At 61.9% G+C, this 5923-nt stretch carries 7 protein-coding genes; all 7 read left to right on the top strand.

The features are described from left to right. On the top strand, positions 1 to 1548 hold a 1548-nt coding region (locus LC354_RS25860; protein ID WP_223428839.1), incomplete at its 5' end, for a phage portal protein. Beyond that, positions 1545 to 1805, top strand: a complete 261-nt coding sequence (locus tag LC354_RS25865) for a hypothetical protein (RefSeq protein ID WP_223428840.1) — start codon at positions 1545 to 1547, stop codon at positions 1803 to 1805. The genes LC354_RS25860 and LC354_RS25865, both read left to right, overlap by 4 nt. Then, on the top strand, positions 1802 to 3148 hold the full coding sequence (locus LC354_RS25870; protein ID WP_223428841.1) for a S49 family peptidase: 1347 nt from the start codon (positions 1802 to 1804) through the stop codon (positions 3146 to 3148). The genes LC354_RS25865 and LC354_RS25870 overlap by 4 nt, the downstream gene beginning before the upstream one ends. 16 nt (positions 3149 to 3164) lie before the next feature. Continuing rightward, positions 3165 to 3536 (top strand): head decoration protein, encoded by a 372-nt coding sequence (locus LC354_RS25875; protein WP_223428842.1) that lies wholly within the window; start codon positions 3165 to 3167, stop codon positions 3534 to 3536. Positions 3537 to 3672: 136 nt separating this feature from the next. Continuing rightward, positions 3673 to 4704, top strand: coding sequence for a major capsid protein (locus LC354_RS25880; RefSeq protein ID WP_223428843.1), 1032 nt, complete (start codon positions 3673 to 3675; stop codon positions 4702 to 4704). Positions 4705 to 5019: 315 nt separating this feature from the next. Next, positions 5020 to 5433, top strand: coding sequence for a hypothetical protein (locus tag LC354_RS25885; protein WP_223428844.1), 414 nt, complete (start codon positions 5020 to 5022; stop codon positions 5431 to 5433). Continuing rightward, positions 5430 to 5618 carry a hypothetical protein gene (locus LC354_RS25890; RefSeq protein ID WP_223428845.1) on the top strand — a complete coding sequence of 63 codons (189 nt, stop codon included), beginning with the start codon at positions 5430 to 5432 and terminating at the stop codon, positions 5616 to 5618. The genes LC354_RS25885 and LC354_RS25890 overlap by 4 nt, the downstream gene beginning before the upstream one ends. Positions 5619 to 5923: the final 305 nt, after the last annotated feature.

Here is a 5923-nt window from a genome sequence, read left to right on the forward strand (position 1 = left end):
GAGGGGATGAGCCTCCCCAAGCCCTCAGGCAAATACATGCGCGGCGGGCGCGGTGTCACTTTTGCCGGTTGGAAACCGGCGCTGCGGGAAAGCCAGGATGATATTGGCGAGGCCTGGGACGATGCCGCCGCGCGGGTGGGTGATCTCCTGCACAACAGCGGCTGGCTGGCCGGGGCCATGGAGCAATGCGTCGCCAACACCGTGGGCACGGGTCTCCAGCTGAAGGTGCTGCCGGAAAACGAGACTTTTGGGATGACGGCAGCCCAAGCATCTGACTGGGCGAAAACGGTGGAGCGCCGGTTCGAGCTTTGGGCGCGCAACGCGCAGGAATGCGACATTCAGGGCCTGCGCACCTTTGGCCAAATGCAGGCGGCGGCGTTTCGCTCCTGGCTGGTGACGGGGGAAATCCTCGCGGAACTGCCCTGGCGCAAGCGGCCGTGGAACCGCTATGGCACGAAGGTGCGACTGCTGCCGCCGCAGCGGCTATCGCGCAAGACGGAAAGCATGCAGCGCCTGATCAACGGGGTCTATACCGACCGCGACGGCATGCCCGTGGGGTACCGCGCGATCCGCAAGGATCTCTTCAAGCATGACGTCGAATACGATGTGCGCGCGCGGGACAGGGCAGGGCGGCCGCGCGTCATTCATATCTTTGAAGGCGCGCCTGGCACACATCGGGGCATCTCTCCGCTGGTTCCAGCGCTGCAGGTGGCGCGCCAGTTTGACCAGTTGGCGGACGCCACGCTTATGGCGGCGATCGTGCAGACGCTGTTTGCGGTGACGATTACCTCCGACGAGCCGACGGAACAGGTGCTGCAGGGCCTGCTGACGCCGCAGGAACAGGCGCAGATGCTGGCGCAAGGCATCTCGCCGATGGAGGCCTATATCGAAATGGTGGCGGGCTATTATGACGGCAGCACGCTGGATGTGGGGATCAATGGGCGGCTGGCGCATCTGTTTCCGGGGCAAGAGCTGAAGTTCCACACCAGTAATCACCCATCCTCGGATTACGCGGCCTTTGCGATGCATCTGCTGCGCGAACTCGCGCGGTGCCTTGGGCTGACCTATGAAAGTGCGACCGGCGACAATGTGGGGGCCACCTATTCCTCGCTGCAGGCGGCGACGACCGAGATCTTTGCCATCACGAAAGCCCGGCGTCGCAACATCATGGCGCCGTTTTGCCAGCCGATCTACGAGGCCTGGCTTGAGGAGGAGATTGAAGCTGGAACCCTGCCATTTCCAGGTGGGATTGCGGGGTTTCTCGCCAACCGCACGGCAGCGTGTCGCGCGGACTGGCGTGGGGACCCACGACCACAGGCCGATGATCTGAAAAAAGCCAAGGCGCACGAGGTCTGGAAACGCCTTGGTGTCATGTCGGACGCGATGATCTGCACCGATCTGGGGGCGGATGTGGACGATGTCTACCAGCAACTGGCGCAGGAAAAGGCGCTCCGGGCCGAGTACGGGCTGCCCGAGCCGCAGATGATGGGAGCGCAGGGCGGAGGTCCTGCCGCTGCTGACGACACAAGCGATGAGGCGGAGACATGACCATCCTCATTGATGAGGCAGATCCCTGCGCCGCCGCAGCCAGCTTGCGGCAGGTCTATGTCGCGCTGGTTGCCGGGTCAGGGGCGCTGGAAGTGCGCTTCCGGGCAGGGTCGAACGGCGTGGAACGGTCGGTGACCTATCACCGGGCCTATCCCGACAGATTGCTGACCGTCATTCGCGGCCTTGAAGAGCAATGCGCCCAGCAACAGGGCCGGGGCCCGCGGCGCTTTGCGCTTGGAACAGGAGGGGTGAGATGACGGAACCGCCTGATGTCGAACACTCTGCGGTGGCGCATGCGGGGCCGACGCTCGTGCAAATTGCGGGCCGGGTTCTAAACCGGCCGCTGCTGCTGCATCCCGACAAGGCTGATCTGATCCTGCATGTGTTGCAGGGTCGGATTGGTATTGAGCCGTTGGCGGCTCCGGACCCGCAATCAAACCGCTTTGTTGGCAGTCACCGCCGGGACAACGGCAGCGTCAGCTCACTGCGCGTTGCAAACGGCGTTGCCATCCTGCCCATCGTGGGCAGCCTGGTGAACCGCGGTGCCTGGATCGGGGCCAATTCGGGGCTGGTCTCCTACGAGGGCATTGCCGCGCAGCTGCGCGAGGCGCAAGCCGACCCGGAGGTGCATGCGATCCTCTTGGATATCGACAGTCCCGGCGGAGAGGCCACGGGCATGTTCGCCACTGCCAACCTCGTTCGCGCTGTGAACGAGGTGAAGCCGGTTGTGGCCTTCGTGAATGATGTCGCGGCGTCTGCGGCCTATGGCATCGCCAGTGCGGCATCGGAAATCATCGTGTCGCCCACCTCGATGGTCGGCTCCATCGGCGTTGTGCTGACGCATCTCGATCGCTCGGGGGAACTGGAAGATCGCGGCGTGAAGCCGACATTGATCCATGCCGGGGCGCACAAGGTCGATGGCAACCCATTCGGGCCGCTGCCCGACGCGGTGCGCGCCGATCTGCAGGCCGAGGTCCTAAAAATCTACGACCAGTTTGCCGGTCTCGTGGCGGAGGGGCGTGCTGGCCGGATCAGCGCCGCCGCGATCCGAGCCACAGAAGCACGCACCTATCTTGGCGCGGATGCGATTGCCCAAGGTCTCGCCGATCGCATGGCGAGCCTGGACGAGGTTATCGCCGCGCTCTCGCAACCGCCCTCCGGGGCAAACCCCCAGAGAAAGGGAGGACCCATGACCAGACCCATCCAGAACGAGGCGCCCGCCAGTGACGTCTCTGCAATTAGCCCAGCCGACCTGCAAGCAGCTGTCGATGCGGCTCGTAGCGACGCCCATGCGGCTGGTGTCACCGCTGGCAAAGCCGAGGCCACGTCCCGCATCAAGTCCATCCTGACAGCGCCGGACGCGGAAGGTCGGGAGGCGCAGGCGCTGGTTCTGGCCCTCGAGACTGAGATGACGGCTGTGGACGCGGCGAAAGTTATGACGGCGTCGCCCAAGGCCACGGCACCCACGACGATCGCCGACCGTGCCGCGCAAGAAACCGAACTCGGGGCCGAAACCCCAGCTGATCAACGCAACCGTGCCGAGCGCAGTGTGGCCGGGTGGTCGAAAGCCATCACGCACGCAAATGCGCGCTTCGGCTGAAGAGGAGACCGGAACCATGACTGTTCACACAGAAGGCCGCCATCCTGGTGAATTCCTGATGACCGAGGCCAATGGCCAGCGCTCGCGAGAAAATATCACTATCGCCAGTGGCGCGGGCATCATCGCCCCGGGCACGGTGCTGGGCAAAATCACCGCCAGCGGCAAATATATCGCCAGCGCCGTCGGGGCCGCGGACGGCAGCCAGACGGCGGTCGCCATTGCGCTCTATGGCTGTGATGCCACCGCAAGTGATGTTGCGGTTGCCGGCATCACTCGGGACGCCGAGGTCAACGGCAAGATCCTGACCTATCATCCTGACCGCGACCAGACCGCTGAACAGGTCGCGGCCCAAGCTGATCTCGCGGGTGTCGGCATCATCGTGCGGTAAGCGCGCGTGACCTTTGCAGTGCGCTAACGCCGCGCCCCGAATTCCTCACATTTGAAATCTGATCCCCCGTGCTCTTTGGCATTGGGCCGATCCCGCGTGGCCAGTCACTGGCGCGCCAATGCAAAAAGGACACCCCATGTCGATCCTCAACATCTTCAGTCAGGATGCTTTCAGCGTCATGCGCCTCACGGATGCGCTTCGTGAGATCAAATACACCCCGTCGCGCATTGGCCAGATGGGGCTGTTCCAGACCACCAGCATCGACACGCTGGATATCGCGATCGAGAAGGACAAGGAGCAAAACCGCATGCTGGTCTCGGCCAGCCCCCGCGGAGGCCCGGGCCAGACCTTCGATAAATCGAAACGCGCCATGCGGATGCTCAAGGTGCCGCACTTCCAGGTCGATGATGCGATCTACGCCGATGAGGTCCAGCAGGTGCGCGCCTTTGGCCAGGAAGTGGCTGTCGAGCGGCTGCAGCAGAAGATCGCGGATCGCGCGGCCGAAGCCAGCCAGTTCTTCGCGCTAACCGAGGAATACCACCGGCTGAACATCCTCAAGACCGGCCAGCTTCTGGACGCTGACGGCTCGGTGCTTTTTGACTATTTCACCGAGTTTGGCGAAAACCAGCAGTCCGTGGTCGACTTTGACCTCGACAATGCCAGCGCCGCAGACGGGGCGCTGCGCAAGAAATGCGCGGGTGTCATCCGCCAGATGGCCGGGATCCTCGACGGTCTGCCCTACACGAGCATCATGGCTCTTTGCGGCGACGCGTTTTTTGATGACCTGATTGGCCACAAGGAGGTCCGCGAGACCTACAAGGGCTATGCCGATGCCGCCTCACTGCGCAATGCCTACATCAATTCCGGCAATTCCGGCATCTACGGCGCCTTCGAGTTTGGTGGCATCACCTGGATGAACTACCGCGGTGGCCAGAATGTCGGCATCGACACCGACAAGTGCCACCTCGTGCCCTCGGGCGTGCCCGGGCTCTTCCGCACCGTCTATGCCCCGGCCGATTACATCGAGACGGTCAACACGCCCGGCCAGCGCCTCTATGGCAAGCAATGGGAAATGCAGAACGGCAAGGGTGTGAACCTCGAGTTCCAGATGAACGCCCTGCAATACTGCACCCGCCCGCGCGTGCTGATCCCGGGCAAGCGGACGTGAGGGTGAGCGCTTGCACAAACATGCTGACCTGCAGCAAGCTCTTGTCGCGATTGACTTATTAAACCTTGACATGGACTTGTAACAAATTTCCGGACCAGATCGCGCATTCTTCTCATTTCGAGAAAATAAATCACAAAAACAGCAGCTTAAGATATGCCTAATTTTTGTGCGTTTGATAAAACACTCAAGATATTGGTGCGTTAGCTGCAAATCCTGCGCTTTCTCCACAGAGTTCTCCACAGATTCTGTGGGCGCAATAGAGCTTGCATTGGCGTGGAATTTGGAAATGGGCTTTGACACCGGTAAGGGGCAATCATGAGCGTATTCGAATATTTGGACGTTCGGGTTTCGGCAGCGCTCGCCAGCGTCTTTGCGGAACCCGCGCATCTCCACCCACGGTTGTCCGCGCAATACGCTGAGCGCGCAGTGGACCCGGACCGCGCCGAGGTCACGGTTCATGGTATCTTTTCCGCTGGGCCAGGCCAGGACGACCTGCGGGGTCAGGCACGGGGTGGTCAGATGTCGGGCACAACCAAGCTTGGCTCAACCGCCGCCGAATTCTGGATCGCCAGGGCGCAGGTGGATGCTCTGACGACGATGCCCGCCAAGGGCGACATGATCACACTCACCAGCCGGGCCGGGAGCCCGATCTATGCAATCAGTGGCGTCCATCACACGGATATGGGCGATCTCAACCTTATTCTGGTCCGTGAGGACGACGTCTCATGAGCCTGACCCGTCTTGTCATGCGTTTGTCTGCTGCCCGCGCTCTGCGGGATCGCACCTTGGCGGGCGCGCGGGTCTTCGACAGCGCTGTGGACCCGATCGACCAGACAATTGCTGAAACCCGCCAGCCCCTGATCGTGTGTGAATCCCGGAGACAAAATGACCACAGAAACGGTCTGATGATCTGACCGTCGCGGAGTAAAATTCCGCAATCTGACACCTGAAGCCAATGAGTGGAGGGTGGGGAGATGTATTCTGTGGATTTATACAACCGTGTCCGTCGGGCGTGCCATGTTGATGGTATGAGCAAAAGTGCAGCTGGCCGTCTTTTTGGGATCGACCGCAAAACGGTGGCAAAGATCCTGCTGCACTCGGTGCCCCCAGGGTATAGGCGCACTGCTTTACCTGTCCGCCCGAAGGGTGATACCGCCTGTTTCGAAAGTGTCGCCGACCGACATGTCGTCGAAGTATTTGCCGTACATATTCCAAGACC

The sequence above is a fragment of the Tateyamaria pelophila genome, assembly GCF_019966495.1.
GTDB lineage: Bacteria > Pseudomonadota > Alphaproteobacteria > Rhodobacterales > Rhodobacteraceae > Tateyamaria > Tateyamaria pelophila.

What these genes read in the sequence shown, in the direction of transcription:
- LC354_RS25885 (WP_223428844.1), top strand. Translation starts at nt 5,020, where the DNA reads ATGAGCGTATTCGAATATTTGGACGTTCGGGTTTCGGCAGCGCTCGCC.
- LC354_RS25890 (WP_223428845.1), top strand. Translation starts at nt 5,430, where the DNA reads ATGAGCCTGACCCGTCTTGTCATGCGTTTGTCTGCTGCCCGCGCTCTG.
- LC354_RS25880 (WP_223428843.1), top strand. Translation starts at nt 3,673, where the DNA reads ATGTCGATCCTCAACATCTTCAGTCAGGATGCTTTCAGCGTCATGCGC.
- LC354_RS25875 (WP_223428842.1), top strand. Translation starts at nt 3,165, where the DNA reads ATGACTGTTCACACAGAAGGCCGCCATCCTGGTGAATTCCTGATGACC.
- LC354_RS25865 (WP_223428840.1), top strand. Translation starts at nt 1,545, where the DNA reads ATGACCATCCTCATTGATGAGGCAGATCCCTGCGCCGCCGCAGCCAGC.
- LC354_RS25870 (WP_223428841.1), top strand. Translation starts at nt 1,802, where the DNA reads ATGACGGAACCGCCTGATGTCGAACACTCTGCGGTGGCGCATGCGGGG.